Consider the following 17,521-nt stretch of genomic DNA (forward strand, 5'->3'; position numbering starts at 1 on the left):
ACAAACACCCCGCCTTTAGCAGGTCGGGGTGCTGTCTCATCGGGAAAGCACGTAACGGATAGTGACGATCAGCTCGAGCTGGAAGCAGGCGTCGGGCTAGTGACGGCTGCATCAGCAGCAGCACCCAATGCTTCCGAAGATGCAATCGCTTCTCCCTGCTTGTCCCACAGCGCGCGCTCTTCATCGGTTGCTTTGGGCGAGAACAAGCCCGTCTGCGCATAAATAATACCGATCAAAGGCGACAACCAGCAGGCAAAGGCCAGCGGAATATACAGAAGGTTCTCAACGTTACCTTCACCAATACCAAGCCCTAATACGCTAATGACAAAGGCCCCCCCTGCGTTCCAGGGAATGAGTGGCGACATCAACGTTCCACCTTCCTCAACACCACGCGACAGGTTCAGTGTCGAGTAGCCCAGACCACGGTAAGTCGGCGCATACATACGGCCCGGTAGCGCAACGGATAGGTAGGGGTCGCCTGCCACCAAGTTAGTTGCAAAGGAGGTAGCAATTGCCGAGGTTTGAACACCTTTGAAAGAGCGCACCTTGGCCATAATGGCCTTGATGATGGTCTCCAGGCAGCCCGTTTTCTCCAACGCACCGCCAAAGGCCAAGGCAATTAGGATCAATGAGATAGTCCACATCATTGACTGGATACCGCCACGGTTTAACAGGCTGTCCATAGCTTCCACGCCCGTTTCAATGGAGTAACCATAGTTAGCGTAAGTAACGATATCGTGCAGGCCTACCCCCTGAACCGCCATGGCGGTTACCGCACCCGCCATTACGCCAGCAAACAGGGAGGGAATCGGCGGCATTTTCTTGACGGCTAGACCAATAACCAGCACCGCTGGCAACAACAGCCAGATAGAAATCGTAAAGTGTTCATCTAGTGACGCAGTGATGGCATCAATGCGCTCAAAGGATGCCGCTTGATCATCAATCATGGTGAAGCCCACCACCAGATAGATAGCTAACGCGATCAACATGGCCGGTATCGTCGTTGGCATCATATTTTTGATATGCGAGAACACATCGTTGCCGGTAACCGCCGCCGCCAAGTTAGTGGTATCAGAAAGCGGTGAAACTTTGTCGCCAAAGAAGGCACCGGAAACAACCGCACCAGCGGTCCAGTAAATCGGAATTTCAAACCCAGCACCGATACCAACAAGCGCCAAACCTACCGTACCAACGGTACCCCAGGAAGTCCCCAAAGAAACGGAGACCACCGCACAGATCAGCATCGCCGCGGCAAGGAAAAAGGCAGGGGACAATAGAAGCAGGCCGTAATAGATCAGACTGGGCACGGTACCGCTGGCAATCCAAACGCCAATAATCATGCCCACTAAGATCAACACCGAAACCGATGGCAGAGACACGTTGATAACGTGAAACGCCCCATCTTCAATACGCTTCCAACGGAAGCCGAGTTTGACCCCTACTAGCGAGGTTATCGCCAAGCCAATGGCCAGCGGGATATGTGGTGTAAAGTCGCCAAAATAGAAAATCTGCACCCCGATGGCGATTAGTGTCAGCACAACGGGCACAAGGGCAAGCCCGAGACTGGGTTTTTGACGAACCCTTTTTGGTTTTTCTTCCATCTTATAGACCTCGTTATTATTGAGCTTTTGATAGGGTTATCAGCAGCGATTATTTTCGTTCAACAAGAGTTTCTTAGATTTATCATCTAAGGCATTGGCAATAGGCATACGTTCTAGAGGTATACTGCCCTGCCCTTTTATCTATATCAGCTAATTAATCACAATGCGTCATCGTGTTTTCAACACTTCGACGGTATTGCGATCACGTCCGTGTAACAAAAGAATACGAGGGTAACGATGACTTAACGTGTCTATTCCACGGCTTTTCGTGCTGCATCCAGGGGAAATAAGCATGGGCAAGCGAATAATCCTTTTGGACTAATACGTTAAAAACCCATTCTTGCTTATCTATAAAACCGCCTAAACAGCTATCTTTTTTAACTATATCGTTACGAAAAGCAGTTCAAATAACACGAAAATCATTATATAAACCACAATATAAACTAAAAAACGCCAGCCTCATGAGCGAGCAACTGGCGTTAAATTCCAATTAATTAACAAATTATTCCAAAACGAGCGAATCCAATTGGTGCGATAACATAATTAATTTATTAGCTAATTAAGCGCTCAATCAGCATATGGTAAAGCGGAATCCCAAGCATTACATTGAGAGGGAAAGTAATCCCAAGTGATGCGAGCATGGCGAGGCCAATGTTCGCTTGCGGGATAGCGGCACGCATCGCAGCGGGCGCCGCAATATAGGAGGCACTAGCGGCCAACGCGGCAAGAATTACCACAGAGCCCACCGGCAATCCAACTAGCGTGCCTACTAAAATCCCCAGCAGCGACAACAACAATGGCGTCACCAGAGCAAAGGTCACTAAGCGCCAATGATGCCACGGCATTGGGCGCAGCGTTTGCGCGGCGGTTAACCCCATTTCTAGCAGGAACAACGCCAGCACACCTTTGAAGGCCCCAGTAAACAGTGCGGTGACTTCCTCCCCTTGAAACGGCCCGTATAGCGTACCAATCACGACCCCTCCAGCTAACAGGATAACGCCTCGATTGGTCAGGGTTTCATGCCATAGCTTGCTGGTGCTCTCTTTAACAGCAGCCCCTTGATAGCGTCTAAACAGGGCAATCGCCACCATAATCGCGGGCAGCTCCATAGCGACCAAGTAGAGCGTTACTTCACTACCCACCACTAACTGGCGTGCTTCTACATACGCCAGCGCAACCGCAAATGTACCAGCACTGACCGAGCCATAGTGGGCAGCAATGCTAGCGCTGTCGGCGGCGGAAAGGCGCACCCAGCGGCGCAACACTGGCATCAGCATCAGCGGTATAAACGCTGACAGCAGCGCTACACCGGTAAGTTCTGGCACCAACCCCCAATGAATATTGCCATGCAGCGCCATCCCTCCCTTTAAGCCAATGGTGAGCATTAATAACAGGCTTAGGGTGTCGTAAGTGGCTTTAGGAACCTGAAGATCCGACTTCACCGCCCCAGCGACTAGCCCCAATAAAAAAAACATCACCACAATATCTGGCATCACCATTGCTCCTTAGGGTCAAAAGAGGCTGCATTTTGCGAGCGATGAGACTAGATAACTAATAATATATTGAAAGAAAACCATAGATAATTACCTATATCACTATCGTCCCCCTACCGGTATTGACTGATTAGCAGTAATGGCAGTTACAACTAGGACATTAAAGGGTAGCTAAGCGCGAACCCCGCCCTGTGAGATCAGGGCGGAGTAGAAGGAGACTAACGAAACATTAAAGGCCAATAGCAGATGAGGTAGAACGGCGCGGGTCGGCGCCACCGAAGAACATACCTTCTTTAATCATGATTGATTGAGCTGCGCCCATGGCGGGCTGCTGACTGATTGTATGGCCTCGCTCTTCAAGCAGATTAAGCGTATCTGGACTAAAGCCTGCCTCAACGCGAATTTCATCAGGCACCCACTGGTGGTGCATGCGCGGTGCGCTAACCGCTGACTGTATATTCATATCGTGATCAATGACGTTCATTAACACTTGCAGGGTCGTGGTGATGATGCGTGAACCACCGGGGCTGCCGGTGACCAGGAAGTTTTTGCCGTCTTGCTTGACGATAGTGGGCGTCATAGATGAAAGCATCCGTTTGCCTGGCTCTACTTTATTGGCTTCGCCTCCAATCAAACCATAGGCGTTGGGCACACCGGGCTTGGCGGAGAAGTCATCCATCTCGTTGTTGAGCAAGAAGCCTGCGCCATCTACTACGATTCCAGAACCATAACTGAAGTTGATGGTGTACGTGTTTGAAACTGCCAGACCACCGTCATCTACGATGGAAAAGTGAGTGGTTTCATTAGATTCGTAGTCGTGCGGATTGCCAGGAGCAATGTCAGCACTAGGTGTGGCTTGGTCACCAATCTGGCCACGTAGTTCGGCTGCGTACTCTTTCGACGTAATCCCGGCCAAAGGCACATCGACAAAGTCAGTATCGCCCAGGAACTCCGAGCGGTCAGCGTACGCACGCTTCATGGCTTCAGCCATTAAATGCATGCTTTCAGCAGCGCCGAAGCCCATTTCACCAATAGGATATTCTTCGAGAATGTTCAGCATCTGAACAATATGGGCACCGCCGGAAGAAGGAGGGCTCATGGCATAAATATCGTAACCGCGATAAGTACCGTGGCTGGGCTCACGGATGATGGGGGTGTAGTTGGCCATGTCTTCCATGGTAATCAACCCATCGTGACGTTCCATTTCAGCAACGATCAGTTCTGCCGTTTCTCCTTCGTAAAACTCACGGGCCCCTTGCTCAGAAATGCGCCTAAGTGTCGCGGCTAGATCAGGTTGCTTGAAAATATCGCCAACCTCATAGGCACTACCGTCCTCCTTAAAGAACTTAGCCATGCTCGCCTCCCAGGGCTCAAAACGTTCCCTGGTCTCTTGTAGCCCTTGAACAAAGCGTGGAGGCACGGCGAAGCCATCTTCAGCAAGACGAATGGCGGGTTCCAACGCTTCAGCAAGGCTCAACGTACCGTACTCTTCCAGAGCCAAAGCCAGCCCCGCAACGGTGCCGGGTACGCCCGCGGCCAAATGAGTGAAACGGGAACGCTCAGTCACTGCATCGCCGTTTTCATCTTGGAACATAGCTTCAAAGGCGGCTGAAGGGGCCATCTCGCGGTAGTCGATGGCAATGACTTCATCGCTTTCTTCATCCGAGATGAGCATAAAGCCGCCGCCACCGATATTGCCGGAACGTGGCTGGGTCACCGCTAGCGCAAAGCCGGCCACTACGGCAGCATCAACGGCGTTGCCTCCTTTAGCAAGAACATCGCGGGCAACTTCCGAGGCAAGAAAATGGCTGGTAGCGACCATGCCACGGCTACTCTCTTGAGGATGAAAGCGTTCACCTTCCAAGATAGCTTCTTGAGTGAATGCCTGTGGAGAGACCAACAACCCTCCAATACATAGACTGGCCGTCAGCGTTTTAAGCGGACGCGAAGTTAAAAAGGGGATCATCATGAGTGGAATTCCTTATAGTTATTAGCTTACAAATATCGAGAATACCAAAGAATACTTTGCTGTCAAGCCATGCTCTTGGTCTTGAGGAGCAGCCCAACGTTCGCCACCTTAGTGAAACGTGGTTTAAACTCACTTACCTTCGCCTGCCCGTTAACGGTAAGGGATAAGTCTAGCTTTTCGATGGTGGCTTGCCAGGTATTCATTGATAAAGCTGATCTCCGCAACTACCCAATACTGACGCATTAAGTAATGCCCCAGGAGTTTCGGTTGCTATGAATATTCGCCATCTGACCTTTAGGCTGCTGCAGGTATACGTAACCGTCGTTAGGTGTGGTTCCATCAGCGAAGCCGCAAGGCAGCTTCACCTTACCCAGCCAACCGTGTCACAGCAGTTGAAACGTCTCAGAGAAGCAGTAGGCAGCCCGTTGTTAGAACAGCATTCCCAGCGACTAACGATGACCGCCACAGGGCAAGCCCTTTATCAGGCAAGTCGTGATGTTTTGGGACGCTTTGATGACTTTGCTGACCAGCTAAGTGATTTACAGCATGGCAGTAAGGGCCGCTTTAGTATTGCCCTCGTGAATACCGCTCAGTACGTCTTGCCACGCCTACTCGGGCCTTTTAGCCAAGCGTTCCCTGATGTCGATGTCACCGTTCATATCGGCAATCGTCGACAGGTATTGGCACGCTTTGAGCGCCAAGAAGACGACCTTTATGTCTTTAGCCATCCTCCAGCGCTTGCTCACGCAGTCGCGTCACGCTTTATGCGTAACCCCTTAGTTGCCATTGCCGCCGCCGACCACTCACTTGCCCAACAGGCAACCGTTACGATGGAGCAACTACTAAGTGAGCGCTTACTGCTGCGTGAGCCGGGCTCTGCCACACGCATGCTATTAGACAGTTGGCTGCAAGAGCACGGCCTGACAATGCAAAAAACATTACAGATGGCCAGTAACGAGGCCATACGAGTAAGTGTTGCGGCCAATATGGGCGTTGCTGTGTTATCCGAGCATGTTTTGCCTAATGAGCATCCTGATCTAGTGGTTTTACCCGTTCAGGGACTGCCTATTGAAAGCCACTGGCAATTTATTGTGCGCAATGACCAGCGCCTCCCGCAGTCGGCTCAGCGCTTTCTTCACTACGTTCACGACCACCTAACACAGTGGATTGAGCCGCGCTTTGCATGCAATGAATTAGATACTCTATTGAACGCTTACCCAACATTTCCCTTACGTGGATAGCGCTTCAATAAATTGACTTGCAGACACGGCATTCACAACTAATGTTTGTAGCTTACGGTTGGGATAACGCCCAAGTGAACACAAGAAGAGAGTAGATAGCATGCTGTATGGAATAAGTTTACTCGTTGGTATCGTACTATTAACGCTGGGGGGCGAAGCTCTCATCCGTGGCGCTGTCGCCGGTGCTAAACGAATGGGGATATCTCCGCTGTTAACAGGCCTCGTGGTCGTTGGCTTTGGTACATCTTCCCCCGAACTGGTGGTTTCCATTGATGCGGCCATTCACCAGCAGCCAGATATAGCCATTGGCAATATTGTGGGTAGCAACATTGGCAACATACTGCTAATTCTTGGCCTTTGCGCGGTCATTTGCCCCATGTCCGTACAGCCTCTAGCGCTAAGACGAGACGGTGTTGTGGTCGTCAGTGCTAGTCTGCTATTTATTGTTCTGGCCTGGAGTGGCGCCCTAGGCCGCTGGGATGCGGCAATATTGCTAGCCGCGTTGACGGCTTATCTTATTTGGGCGTATCGCACTGAACGCAGCCAACCTCTTCCCGCGACGGAAATGCACAGTGCAGAAGCAGAGGAGCTCACTGCCATCCCAAGCTCAACAGCCATCACAGTTATGGCGCTTGTTGGGGGGCTTGCCATGTTGATCGGTGGCTCACAGCTGTTACTTTATGGCGCCATTGGCTTAGCCCAAGCCATGGGTATTTCCGAAGCAGTGATTGGCCTAACGATTGTCGCGGTGGGCACTTCGTTACCCGAAATGGCGGTTTCAGTGATTGCGGCGCTTCGCCGCCACGCCGATGTTGCTGTCGGAAATATTCTGGGCAGCAACATTTTCAACCTTTTAGGCATTCTGGGCATATCAGCTTTTCTACAGCCCCTGCCTATTGCCGAGCGAGTAAGTCAGTTTGACCAATGGGTAATGCTGGGTGCAGCAGGCGTATTACTACTGTTTCTCTACACGGGCATGCGACTTTCTCGCTGGGAAGGGGCGGCCTTACTAAGTGGCTATGCAGCCTACCTTGCGTTAAGTTTTACAATCTTCTGAGGAATTAGCTGTGCAGATTGCCACCCTCGGTCCTAGCGGCAACAATCATGAATTAATCACCCTGCGCTATTTAGCGAAGCATGGTCATCCATCCACGAACCTTCAGCTTTTCGAACAGTTTGAAGAGGCGTTTGAAGCGCTGATTGAGGGCCAAGTGAGCCACGTGCTCCAGTGCACCGCCCACTTTTCCCACAGCGATTGCGTAGGCCGCTATATGCACCGAGCCTATCCGGTCGATGTCTTTATTGCAGGCAGTAAGCCTCTTGCGTTAATTGCCCAGCGCAGTATTGCCACTCCCCGCCATGTGGCTATTCAGCCAGCTACCCGCTACTACACAGACTTAAACAGCTTTGGCGATATTATTGAGGCACCCACGACGGTTGCCGTGGCAGAAGGCTTGCTAGCGGGTACCTTTGAGGCAGGTATCTGTGCTGAAGAAATCGTGAAACAAGCACCGGAGCAGCTTAAGCTGATGCAGCCACTGGGGCCTGCGCTAGATACCTGGGTGGTGTATGCCACCACCCCGTTACCGGCCACGTCGACGTTGTTTTTAAACCATGCGCCATTAAACGAGAAAGATAACAGCCGCGCCCGCCACCACTAATATTACGCGAAGCCAAATAGCTTTACGGGCGATGACGCCAAACGAAATAGCCGTTAATCCAGCGGCTATTTTTAATCCATCGAGCAGAGCGCCGGTTGGATTAAAAGCAAGCCGGATAACCTCTGGGTTTGCGACCATCGCCAGCGGTATAATGTACAGTCCTATCCCCAGGGCCATGGCTTTAAGCGCTACCTTCAGCCAATTTTCCCCCACCATTCCAGCCGCGATAAACACCCCGCCACAGACAGGCGGCGTAATCGTTGAAAGCAGCGCGTACCAAAACACAAACAGATGCGCCAGCAACGGCTCTAGCCCGAGTGATATTAGCGCAGGTCCCGCCACCGACACACAAATCACATAGGCTGCTGTCGTCGGTACTTCCATTCCCAAAATCAGGCAGGCAAGTGCCGTTAACAGCAGCGCTGGCCATAGCAGATCATTTGAGAGAGATAAGATACCCGACGTGATCTTTACGCCAAGGCCCGTTAACGAGAGCACACCAATCACCAGTGAGGCACAAAGAATAATCGCCCCAATAGTGCCAATTTGACGCCCTGCCGTAACCACCGCATCTGCTAAGCGTGTTGCAAACCCCGGTAATGAGAAGCGCAGCGTGACGTCAAACAGCAGCAGCGCCGCCCCAGCAAATATCGCAATACTGGCGGCATATTGGGGTGTATATCCGCCGTTAAAAATACGCTCTAACAGCAGTACAAACGGCACCGCAAAAAACAGTGATGTGATGAGCACTTCTTTGGCGGCTGGCTGCTCGCTGGCATCAATCGGCTGTAGATCATGACGGGTCGCATAAGCGTTAATCCCCACCCATACCGTTAAAAAATAGAGCACGGCGGGCAGCGTCGCTGCTGCCATGATCTGGGTGTAGGGCGTACCAGTCAGCTCAACCATGACAAACGCCCCGGCCCCCATCAGCGGCGGCATTATTTGCCCGCCTGAAGACGCCACCGCTTCTACCGCGCCCGCAAAGGAGCGTGGGTAGCGCAAACGCACCATAGAGGGAATCGTAATTGCCCCGGTAGAGGCAACGTTCGCCGAGGCGGAACCTGAAATGGATCCCATCAGCGCCGACGAAATCACCGACACTTTAGCCGCACCACCGGTTAAACGCCCGGCAACCGCGCTGGCCAAATTCATGAAACCTTGGCCAGCTTCGCCAGCATTGAGCACCGCACCAAAGATAACAAAGATAGCCACGACACCAACGCTGACCCCGGTCAGCGAGCCCCATAGCCCCCCTTCCGCAATCGTCAATGACCCCACCATGCTTTGCAGCGGCAAACCTGGGTGACCAAACGCGCCCGGCACATACTGCCCGAAAGCCCCATAAAGAAGCGCCAGTAGCGCAACCAATGGCAGTGGCCAACCTATCGCACGTCTTGCTGCCTCCAGGGCAAGCATGATTAGGAAAAGCCCAATCGCCATCTGTAGATGGGTATCAATAAAGCCATACTGATTCGCAAGTGCTGCTTCGTTAAGCGCGATGTAGGCGCAAGCCGCGACCCCCAGCAGCGTTAGCCCCCAACCGCTAATACGCTGAAAAGGGGTTTTGGCTATATAAATCAACACCCAAGGCAGCAGTAGCGCCATATGCAATGGCCTGCTCACCAGAGCGGGCGTTAAACCATAAAAAATAAGCCCTAAATGAAACCCAACGCTAACGACACCTAACGCAATCCAACCAGGAGATACTGCCGCATTAGGTGTCGCATTATCAGCCGTCTGAGACGAAGAAAGAGCATGCATGCCGAGTGCCTATCCCTATAAAACAGCACAACGGCCTGCAGGCCGTTGCGTATCATCAATGCCAAAAAATCGCAGCTAAGGCAGCCTTTATCGAAGGTCGTCGGGCACATCGACTCCCGTTTCGTCATAATAACGCAGCGCACCAGGGTGTAGCGTACCCGTCATATTACTCAGCATGTCGGGCGAGATGCTGCTCCACCAAGCCGTTTCTGCCGCCATGGTATCGCGGCGCTCCCAGAAGGTTTTGGTTAAGGTATACGCGGTATCTTCAGCCATTTGTGTGGTTGTGTAAGCGATAACAGGCAGTGACGTAGTCTGTACATCCTGATCCACGCCTGGGTACGTGCCGCCAGGAATCGTCTGGCGAGCAGCGCCTGTTTGCGCTATCTGCTCATCGCTAAAGCTGACCAGGGTAATTGGCATGCTGGCAGCCGTTTCAATAACGTTAGGTGTTGGGAAAGAGCTAGCCGTCACGAAGGCATCAATTTGGCCGTTTTTTAGCGCATCCGGCCCACTCCCAATGGAAGCATCGGCAATACGCACTTTCTCTTCCAGCCCAAACAGTTCCAGATACCGAGTGGCTTCCCGAGCACCAAAGGTGCCGCGACCGATTAAGATGTGCTTATCTTCCAACCCAGTCATATCAGTCACGCCGCCATCGCCTGCGATCACAAAATGCATGGTGATTGAGGGAATAGGGAATAGGCCGCGAATTTCTTGGAAGCGAGGATGCTGACGCTCGGCAAAAGGCCCTTCCCCTGCCATTGCTTGCTCGACTAAGGCAGGCGGCGTAGTGAATACATAATTACCTTGCCGGGCCATTACCTCCATAACATTCTGCACCGAGCCCTGACTCTCTTCTAACGTCAGGATAATGGCATCGTTAGTGCCCTGGCGTACTGCCTCAGAGAGCTCAACACCCATTTGGTAATAGGCGGTTCCCGCCGATGCTGATTTATAGGTCACCCGTGTTTCTGCTTGTGCTGTCATTGCAGCAGCGGCAAGGGCGAGCGCAGTGGCCGTTACGCCTAACGTGCGATGAAGAGAGCGAATTGAGCAATGCATATAAGTTCCTTTACGTGTCCAGTGGCCAACTGCGCGGCCTCATTTTTATTGGTAAAAAATATTAATCTAACGATAAATATCAACCACTGACATCGTTGATGTAAGTCAACGACCAATTTATCACTATTTCTCTTTACACTGATTTCAGAACATTGCTATTAGCTAAACGAATAATTTACAAAAAAAGTCTCTCTTACCTTCTTATATGGCTGTTTCATTCGCTTTTATTACATATTGCGTTGCAATACAGGCTGCTACAATATCGCGGCTTTTACATCACTTTCATTCATTTGACCATGGGGAATAACGTCGCATGCATACCTTGCATCATGACTCTAGCCAGCCACGATCTTATCGTCGCTGGCTTTTTTTATTAGCAGCCTTACTACCTTTGCTGTGCACGCCTGCATATGCCGTCGTGGGTGATATTGACCTCACCACTTCTGCCATTGGTTTCTTCGCGGTTGCCGTGTTCGTACTGGCCTATGCACTGGTCATGGCAGAAGAAAAAATCCATATGCGCAAGTCTAAGCCGGTATTGGTTGCCGCCGGTATTATTTGGGGACTCATTGGCTGGGTGTACGTCCAAAACGGCATGTCCGAAACGTCAGAGTATGCGTTTCGTGTGACGCTTTTGGAGTTCACCGAGCTAATGCTGTTCCTGTTGGTTGCCATGACGTATATCAACGCCATGGAGGAGCGCCGTGTATTTGATGCTCTGCGCTCATGGATGCTACGTAAAGGCTTCAGCTACCGCCAACTGTTCTGGTTAACCGGTGGCCTCGCTTTTGTGCTATCTCCGATTGCCGATAACTTAACCACGGCGTTGCTAATGTGCGCTGTCATCACCAAGGTTGCTGAAGGTGATAAGCGCTTTATTAACCTTGCCTGTATCAACGTTGTGGTGGCCGCTAACGCCGGCGGTGCCTTTAGCCCCTTCGGCGACATCACCACGCTGATGGTCTGGCAAGCGGGTATTATCCAGTTTCAGGAGTTTTTCATCCTGTTCCTGCCCTCCTTGGTTAACTTCCTGATTCCTGCTGTCATCATGAGCATATTTATTAAGGATCAGAAGCCAAGCAGTGTTTATGAAGATGTATGGCTCAAACGCGGTGCACGGCGAATTATTGCGCTGTTTTTGATCACTATCGCCACCGCTGTTATGTGCCATACGCTACTGCACTTGCCGCCTGTACTCGGCATGATGACTGGCCTTGGCTACCTACAGTTTTTCGGCTATTACCTGCGTCGCAGCCTACCTCGCTCGCTGGAGCGCAAACGTGAACGCTACAGCCGCCGAGGCGACAATAAGAAGCTTGAGCAGTTAGGTGGCGTGGTACCGTTTGATGTTTTCAACCGTGTCGCCCGTGCCGAGTGGGACACACTGCTGTTCTTCTACGGGGTTGTTATGTGCGTGGGCGGCCTTGGCTTTATGGGCTACCTAGGACTGCTTTCCGAAGCGCTTTACACCGGTTGGAACGCCACCTGGGCCAATATAGTCTTGGGGGTAGTTTCAGCGGTAGTTGATAACATTCCGGTAATGTTCGCGGTACTGACCATGGAACCAGATATGTCCCACGGGCATTGGCTTCTGATTACGTTGACTGCCGGTGTGGGGGGTAGCTTGCTCTCAATCGGCTCGGCAGCGGGGGTTGCGGTGATGGGCCAAGCACGTGGCGCTTATACCTTTATGGGTCACCTGCGTTGGGCTCCCGTTATTTTTCTCGGCTACGTCGCCAGTATCATTGTGCATCTGTGGCTTAACGCCGACAGTTTTGCCATCTTTGGTTAACGAACAGCTGTAATCAGCTCAAGCCCGCGTCAAGTGCTAACAAGTGCTGCGCGGGCTTTTAGTACGCCTCAAATAAATATTCAAGTGGCGTCGGACGGCCAAATAAATAGCCCTGATAGCGGTAGCAGCCATGACCTTTTAGCCAATCAAGCTGCTCTTTTCTCTCGACGCCTTCAGCGATCACCGTTAAGCCAAGGCTAACCGCTAACAGAATAGTGGTATCCACAATCGCTGCATCAGTTTTATCCGTTAACAATTCACGAATAAACGACTGATCAATCTTTAACTCGTCCAACGGTAAGCGTTTTAGGTAGCTCAACGACGAATAGCCTGTACCAAAATCATCCAGCGCGAATCGAACTCCTTGGGAACGAAGCTTTAACATGGTGTTGCGAACTCGCGTGGGCTCATTCATCAGCAAACTCTCCGTCACCTCCAACACCAAACGGCTTGGCGGCGCTTGGGTCTGAGCTAACAAGCCTTCTACATCACGCACGAATTCAGGCTGCTGGAACTGCACCGAACTCACGTTAACTGAGATGGTGAGTGCTGCGTAGGAAGGTTGCTGCGCCCATTTTGCTAATTGCTCACAGGCTGATTTCAATACCCAGTAACCAATAGGCAGGATCAACCCGTTCTCTTCCGCAAGGGGAATAAAGGTAGCTGGAGATACCCAACCACGTTGTGGGTGATACCAGCGCAACAAAACCTCAACACCAGTAGTGACGCCTTGATGGTCGACCTGCACTTGGTAATGTAGCGAAAGCTCATTACGCCCTAAAGCTTGGTGCAGATCACCCTCGAGCCTAGCCCGCTCCAGCACGCTGGTTTGCATCTCCATATTAAAAAAGCGCAACGTATTGCCGCCAGCCGCTTTAGCTTGTTGTAACGCCATATCTGCTTGTTGCAAGACACTGTTCACACTTAACCCTGAACATTTAAACAGCGAAATACCAATACTGGCAGTGATAGGCAAAGCCCGATCGTTACGCAGCTGAGTAATCGTCTCTAAAAACTGTCGTGCAAGACGTTCAGCCTTGTGTGTTGCTTGGCCTTGCTCCTCGCCTAATGTATTTAAGAGCACCACAAACTCATCGCTACTGAAGCGGGCAACGGTTGCTTCCTGGGGCAAGTGTCTTTGTAATCTGTCAGCGACATTGATCAGTAATTGATCACCACTCTCATGGCCCTGTATATCATTCACCAACCTAAAATTATCTAAATCAACGATAAAGATAGCGCTAAACGTTGCAGTGCAACTGTCTTGATTGGTAACGTCGGCTAATGATTCCATGAGAAGTCGACGATTTGGAAGACCTGTTAATGCATCATAAAACGCTAGGCGATGCGTTTTAGATTGCATTTCCAGGTACTCAGTAAGCTCCGTAGAAATACCACATAAACAGGGTGCTTCACCTGACGCCATGGTTAGCGGCATCTTAATTGAAAGAAAAGTGCGCACATGCTCCTCACCTTGCAGCATATTATGCTCTTCAATCGTCACTTTCTTGCCAGAGTCTAAAACATGTTGATCGACTTTTTTCGTTGCTTCGGCGCTTGCAGCATCAAAAAAATCACCGTCGCGCTTTCCAATAATATCTTCTGTAGGTCGATTAAAAAGTTCACTTATTCGACGATTTACGTAACGGTACTTTAGTGAGGGTGATTTAATATAGATATACGTATCTACGCTATCTAAAATAGTTGCTAATAGTTTTTCATGAGCATTTAACTGCTCTCGATTAAGTTTCATACGGCGCTTAAGCAGTATGTTGCCTAAAAGTGCTGAAGCAAGCAGTAAAATAAGTAGGCTAGCCCCCCACCATACCCACGTGGGAATTAATTGAGATGGGCCTGGCTTAGCTCGCCATGCACCTAAGGTTTCATAATAAACGGAACCGTTATCCTGCTTCCAACGACGTAGAACATCATCGATACGATTAAGTATTTCATCAGAAAGTTGGGGGGATGCCGCATAGAACAGCCTTGCTGGTTGAAAAATAACAGGCGTATCACTCAACCCATAATCGTGAGCCCGCCAGTCGCCGAATAGGTGATTGGCAGCCACTAAATCTGCCTCACCATCGGCAACTGCCTGAAATCCTCTAGCGAAACTATTCACGGGCAGCCAAGTGACGTTGATATCAAAACGCTCGGTTACCGCCGCCAGATAGCTTTGCTGAACAGACCCTGAAACCACGGCAACACGTTGCTGCTCAAGATCAAAAATAGCGTCGATCTCAGTACCTTCACCCTGGTAAAGCTGTGACCAACTATACATCACCGGCTCTTCATGAAACGTCATGCGCTGAGCACGCTCTTCACTCCAGGCAACATCAGGAAGTAAGTCGATGTCTCCTTGCTCTAACAGCGTAAGACAGTGCTGAAAGTCGCACTGCAGGCTTTCTAGCTGCCACTTTTCTTCTTTGGCAATCGCTTGCAAAAGGTCACCTAGTACGCCTCGCGGACGACCTTCGTCGTCGGCGAAAAGCTTTGGCGGATTGTGATATACCCCAACGGTCAGGGTCTCAGCCGATGAGGGAGTTGCTACTAAACACCCACCTAGCAGTAATGTTCCTGACATAAATTGGGCTAGAACGCACCACGCTCCCTTTTGAGAAGTAGATGAGTGAGGTCCGAAACAGTTCAACGTCTGGAACATAGATAAACCTACTTACCAGGCATAGTAAGAGGGCCTGCACGCTCAACAACCCGTTGCCAAGCAGGATCATTTTCGATACGCGCCACAAACGCCGCGATAGCGGGATAAGATTCCAACGACTGTGACGCGGCAATAGCCTGTAGCGGAAAACTCATTTGTATATCGGCACCACTCGGCCAGTCACCCGCAAAATTACTTCTTTTGTCTAAGTGTGATTCGATAATCGTGAGATGTTGTTTTAATTGGGGATGGATAAACCGCTGCTGCACCGTTGAGCTAATGCCTTTTGCCAACGGCTTAATCAACCATGGAGATTGTTTAGGTATTTGGCTAAATACCAGCCCCATCACTAAGAGCGGCATTAACGAGCCTTCTGCATAGTGAAGCCAGTAGCGATAGTTTACCCACTCACTACGACTCTCTTCAGAGGCTTGCTCTTTACTTTTACCATAGCAGCTAATCAGGTAATCAATAATTGCCCCTGATTCGGCGACGGTCAGCTCACCGTCGGTGATAACCGGTGACTTACCCAGCGGATGGATTTTTTTAAGTGATTCCGGGGCTAGCTGAGTCTTAGGATCACGCTGGTAAACCTCAATGTCATAATCAAGGCCAAGTGTTTCCAGAAGCCACAAAATACGGTGCGAGCGGGATTTTTCGAGATGGTGAACGCGGATCATAACTACTCCATGGGGCGACTTGGTACGCTAGCATTGCGCCAACGTCAGCTATCCTTTTACTGCAAGCATACTTAGCTTAGCACTATTGCAGCGTTGAACCCCACGAAGCTTAGCAATTATTTGTCTTATTAAAGAAGCCCTAAGAACACGACTTAAAACCCTGCCAGATAAAAATTAAACTCATGTTTTAAATGAATTTTAACCATATAGTCGTGTACTTACCCCTTTTTTTATTACGTTCTATGTTCATGACGCCAACGTGACAATAGATCTAATGGCGACCATTTTCCTTCTAACCATGGGGCAAGTAAGCGCGTTGAAAGCGGAATAAACAAAAACACCATGACAGGCGTCAGCATCATCGTACTTGCGAGCACTCGGGGCACCATCGACCAGTCAGCTAAGGCACTGCCAAATATCCAGTTAAACAACAGTGAAACTGGGAAAAAAGCTAGCCAGACGGCGACAGCTTGTTTCCAACGCGGGGGCGTTGTGCCCGAACTAGACTGAAACCAAGCATCTAAACCGGTGGCGCGGTGCTCATGGGGCGCGTTATATAGCCCCTTTCCCCGCTGTAACCATGCATTCCTTGAGGCCGAATGCTCCCAGGCGCTTAACGTATCACTGCTACTAAAGCGGAAAATGATCTGATATTCGTCATCGCTGTTGGGTGGTGCCAAAACACCGGAACCCAAATAACCAGGAAAGTCAGCCGCCAAGTCGCGGCCTTCGTTTAACCAACGGTTAAAATCATGATAACGGCCGCTCGCCACTCGACGGGCTACCATTAGCGTGACAGGTGAAGCAGACATGATATATCTCCTAATGTGGTCACAGCGAATTGCCGGGTAGGCAAGCTGTTTGCTTTTAGGTGGGTAAACCCAAAAGCGGCGTTCACATTATACAAGCAATGATGATGCCATGTGGTGATAAGGAATGTGACAAGGTGATCACTAGCGGCTTGGCATTGGCTGGCGACGTTCGCCGCGCTGAAAAGACCTAACGTGCAAGTAAATATCAATGGCGCTGCGAATCGCATCGGCCTCTTGAGCATCGGGCACAACGATAGGCCCTTTCACTTCCCCACTTGCGCGTAAAACACTATCTACATCAGCACGATAGCGCTCTAAAAGGTGTTCGAGATTGATGCGTACACGATGCACTTCTAGTGAGAAAGCGTTTTTTTGCTCGTTACGTTTAAATACATCCAACGGGGTTTCTGCCGCTTCAATCAGACTTTCCAGAGTATTGAGTACTAATTTTTCTGCTCTATTTAAATTGGGTATAACGGAATAAATGAGTTCATGGAGCGTTATATTTGCGTCACTATGGTGCATATGCCAGATCAACTCCTTGGCAGAGGCTGAATGTTGATAAAGCGGCCCTGGTCAGAAAACTCCAATCGATAAACACCATGAACCCCCTCTTGTCCTACTACGCGGCGCAGCGCTTCAGCAGGAAAAATGACCCAGCGACCATCCACGCTGCGCGTGCGCACGTTCGTGTAGCGCCCTTCGTAATGCGCCAGGCACTCATTTTTCGAAAGATGGATGACAACATCGATAGTGGGCATGGTAATGATTAACCAAAAGA

14 protein-coding genes are annotated in these 17,521 nt (G+C 50.5%); 4 read left to right on the forward strand and 10 right to left on the reverse strand.

The genetic code is table 11. The features are described 5' to 3' along the window. Nucleotides 1–68: 68 nt before the first annotated feature. The 3 genes from nhaC to ggt form a co-directional block, all read right to left on the reverse strand. Nucleotides 69–1,601, reverse strand: coding sequence for a Na+/H+ antiporter NhaC (gene nhaC, locus L1X57_RS04075; protein ID WP_234667938.1), 1,533 nt, complete (start codon nt 1,599–1,601; stop codon nt 69–71). Nucleotides 1,602–2,152: 551 nt separating this feature from the next. Next, nucleotides 2,153–3,094: a sodium-dependent bicarbonate transport family permease gene (locus L1X57_RS04080; protein ID WP_009723770.1), complete on the reverse strand. Its 942-nt coding sequence runs from the start codon at nt 3,092–3,094 to the stop codon at nt 2,153–2,155. Nucleotides 3,095–3,323: 229 nt separating this feature from the next. After that, nucleotides 3,324–5,063 (reverse strand): gamma-glutamyltransferase, encoded by a 1,740-nt coding sequence (ggt, locus tag L1X57_RS04085; protein ID WP_009723771.1) that lies wholly within the window; start codon nt 5,061–5,063, stop codon nt 3,324–3,326. A gap of 272 nt (nt 5,064–5,335) precedes the next feature. On the opposite strand from ggt, the gene L1X57_RS04090 reads away from it, so the two are divergent. The 3 genes from L1X57_RS04090 to L1X57_RS04100 all read left to right on the forward strand — a co-directional run bounded on the left by L1X57_RS04090 (nt 5,336) and on the right by L1X57_RS04100 (nt 7,965). Continuing rightward, nucleotides 5,336–6,304 (forward strand): LysR family transcriptional regulator, encoded by a 969-nt coding sequence (locus L1X57_RS04090; RefSeq protein WP_009723773.1) that lies wholly within the window; start codon nt 5,336–5,338, stop codon nt 6,302–6,304. A gap of 100 nt (nt 6,305–6,404) precedes the next feature. Continuing rightward, complete coding sequence (locus L1X57_RS04095) at nt 6,405–7,361, forward strand: calcium/sodium antiporter (protein ID WP_234667940.1); 957 nt, start codon at nt 6,405–6,407, stop codon at nt 7,359–7,361. A gap of 10 nt (nt 7,362–7,371) precedes the next feature. Beyond that, a complete protein-coding gene (locus tag L1X57_RS04100; protein ID WP_009723775.1) occupies nt 7,372–7,965 on the forward strand; it encodes a hypothetical protein in 594 nt (197 codons plus the stop codon). On the opposite strand, the gene L1X57_RS04105 is transcribed toward L1X57_RS04100, so the two are convergent. Both L1X57_RS04105 and L1X57_RS04110 read right to left on the reverse strand, forming a co-directional pair. After that, nucleotides 7,927–9,729: a TRAP transporter permease gene (locus L1X57_RS04105; RefSeq protein ID WP_009723776.1), complete on the reverse strand. Its 1,803-nt coding sequence runs from the start codon at nt 9,727–9,729 to the stop codon at nt 7,927–7,929. The two genes, L1X57_RS04100 and L1X57_RS04105, sit on opposite strands and share 39 nt — an antisense overlap. 87 nt (nt 9,730–9,816) lie before the next feature. After that, on the reverse strand, nt 9,817–10,794 hold the full coding sequence (locus L1X57_RS04110) for a TAXI family TRAP transporter solute-binding subunit (protein WP_234667941.1): 978 nt from the start codon (nt 10,792–10,794) through the stop codon (nt 9,817–9,819). A gap of 313 nt (nt 10,795–11,107) precedes the next feature. Between L1X57_RS04110 and nhaD the strand changes: the two genes are divergently transcribed. Continuing rightward, nucleotides 11,108–12,586, forward strand: a complete 1,479-nt coding sequence (gene nhaD, locus L1X57_RS04115; RefSeq protein WP_009723779.1) for a sodium:proton antiporter NhaD — start codon at nt 11,108–11,110, stop codon at nt 12,584–12,586. A 58-nt stretch (nt 12,587–12,644) separates the two neighbouring features. On the opposite strand, the gene L1X57_RS04120 is transcribed toward nhaD, so the two are convergent. From L1X57_RS04120 to L1X57_RS04140, 5 genes are all read right to left on the reverse strand, one after another. Then, on the reverse strand, nt 12,645–15,170 hold the full coding sequence (locus tag L1X57_RS04120) for an EAL domain-containing protein (protein ID WP_009723780.1): 2,526 nt from the start codon (nt 15,168–15,170) through the stop codon (nt 12,645–12,647). An 86-nt stretch (nt 15,171–15,256) separates the two neighbouring features. After that, entirely contained in the window at nt 15,257–15,928 is a 672-nt protein-coding gene (locus tag L1X57_RS04125) for a glutathione S-transferase (protein WP_009723781.1), read from the reverse strand. Nucleotides 15,929–16,161: 233 nt separating this feature from the next. Next, nucleotides 16,162–16,740 carry an antibiotic biosynthesis monooxygenase gene (locus L1X57_RS04130; RefSeq protein ID WP_009723782.1) on the reverse strand — a complete coding sequence of 193 codons (579 nt, stop codon included), beginning with the start codon at nt 16,738–16,740 and terminating at the stop codon, nt 16,162–16,164. Between the two features lie 141 nt (nt 16,741–16,881). Beyond that, nucleotides 16,882–17,265, reverse strand: coding sequence for a hypothetical protein (locus L1X57_RS04135; RefSeq protein WP_009723783.1), 384 nt, complete (start codon nt 17,263–17,265; stop codon nt 16,882–16,884). An 8-nt stretch (nt 17,266–17,273) separates the two neighbouring features. Beyond that, nucleotides 17,274–17,501 carry a DUF2835 family protein gene (locus L1X57_RS04140; protein WP_009723784.1) on the reverse strand — a complete coding sequence of 76 codons (228 nt, stop codon included), beginning with the start codon at nt 17,499–17,501 and terminating at the stop codon, nt 17,274–17,276. Nucleotides 17,502–17,521: the final 20 nt, after the last annotated feature.

The organism is Halomonas sp. TD01 (assembly GCF_923868895.1).
In the GTDB taxonomy this organism is placed as follows: domain Bacteria; phylum Pseudomonadota; class Gammaproteobacteria; order Pseudomonadales; family Halomonadaceae; genus Vreelandella.